2 protein-coding genes are annotated in these 1,285 nt (G+C 28.7%); one reads left to right on the top strand and one right to left on the bottom strand.

From position 1 onward, the window contains the following. Nucleotides 1-178 precede the first annotated feature (178 nt). A complete protein-coding gene (locus CN514_RS25940; RefSeq protein WP_176526023.1) occupies nt 179-349 on the bottom strand; it encodes a hypothetical protein in 171 nt (56 codons plus the stop codon). 226 nt (nt 350-575) lie between these two features. On the opposite strand from CN514_RS25940, the gene CN514_RS21545 reads away from it, so the two are divergent. After that, nucleotides 576-1,001: an SRPBCC family protein gene (locus tag CN514_RS21545; RefSeq protein WP_098234335.1), complete on the top strand. Its 426-nt coding sequence runs from the start codon at nt 576-578 to the stop codon at nt 999-1,001. The last annotated feature ends 284 nt before the right edge of the window (nt 1,002-1,285 follow it).

The following is a 1,285-nucleotide window of genomic DNA, read 5'->3' as shown; positions in this document are numbered from 1 at the left end:
TTTGTAATTAATTATTTTAAACGATTGTTAGAAGGAAGTGAAAGTGAATACCGATTCTGAATACAAAATATTTAAATACTTGTTCAACAAACGTAGTGGTCTAATTAAAAAGACCGTGCAGTTCCTTTCTTTTTTATGTTTATTTTGAAAAAACGACTCATAAGAGTCGTTTTTAAAACTACTTTTTATTATAAAAAAGTTCTGGTTTTCCACAATTTGGGCATTCATATAAATAATGTTCTTGAATTTCGTCACTAATATTTCCATTTTCGTCATTATTGGAAACGTTTGAATTACAGTTTGGACAATTAATGCTTGATTTAGAGGAGTTTTTTTCTAAATTCTCCATCTTCATCCATCCTTTCTTTACATTTCTCTGATAAACCATTTATATTTTACCCATTAAATTATATATTTTATTAAATAAATTAAACCTGTTTTGGTAGTCTAAAAACATTGATAGAAACGAAAAAAAATGAATACATAGAATGATTTATTGAAATCGTATACAATATAGTTAGCCACAATTATTGATTAACTTAATAAATATTGGAATCAAGAGAGGCGGTATTGAAATGGAAACATCTAAAAAAGTAACAGTAAAAGCAACTATTAAAGCATCAATCGAAAAAGTATGGGAATTTTGGACAGAACCTGATCATATTAAAAAATGGAACAGTGCTTCAGACGACTGGCACACACCAATTGCAGAAAATGATTTACGCGTTGGTGGAGAATTCCGTTCAAGAATGGAAGCAAAAGATGGCAGTTTTGGTTTCGACTTTGGTGGGACTTATGATGAAGTAAAAAAATATGAAGTTATTGCATATACTCTAGGTGATGGAAGAAAGGTTAATATCACATTTAGTGGTAAAGGAAACGAAACAGAAGTAATTGAAACATTCGATCCTGAAACAACTAATCCTGTTGATTTTCAACAACAAGGATGGCAAGCAATTCTAGACAATTTTAAAAAATATGCAGAACAAGCAAACATATAAGTAGAAATATATACAGAGAATGGTGATTTTGAATCATTCTCTTTTTTTTGACTTATTATGCTTATATTTCAACCAAAAATAGAAAGAATTAGATAAAAAAATATAGAAGTATGCAAATAACACATTCAATAATTGAAGATCATGAGCTCATAGAGTGTTCATGAGGAAATAAAAAAGGAAAAAAGTGAATTATAGTACCTCATAGAGTGTTCATGAAGAAGTAAAAAAGGAAAAAAGTGAATTATAGTACCTCATAGAGTGTTCATGAGGAAGTAAAAAAGGAA

The organism is Bacillus sp. AFS001701 (assembly GCF_002559405.1).
Taxonomy (GTDB): domain Bacteria; phylum Bacillota; class Bacilli; order Bacillales; family Bacillaceae_G; genus Gottfriedia.
The sequence above is the reverse complement of the archived record's forward strand: the minus strand, read 5'-3'. Positions and strand labels throughout refer to the sequence as shown.

Excerpts from the sequence above, each read along its gene's own strand:
- CN514_RS25940 (WP_176526023.1), bottom strand. The coding sequence starts at position 349 with ATGGAGAATTTAGAAAAAAACTCCTCTAAATCAAGCATTAATTGTCCA.
- CN514_RS21545 (WP_098234335.1), top strand. The coding sequence starts at position 576 with ATGGAAACATCTAAAAAAGTAACAGTAAAAGCAACTATTAAAGCATCA.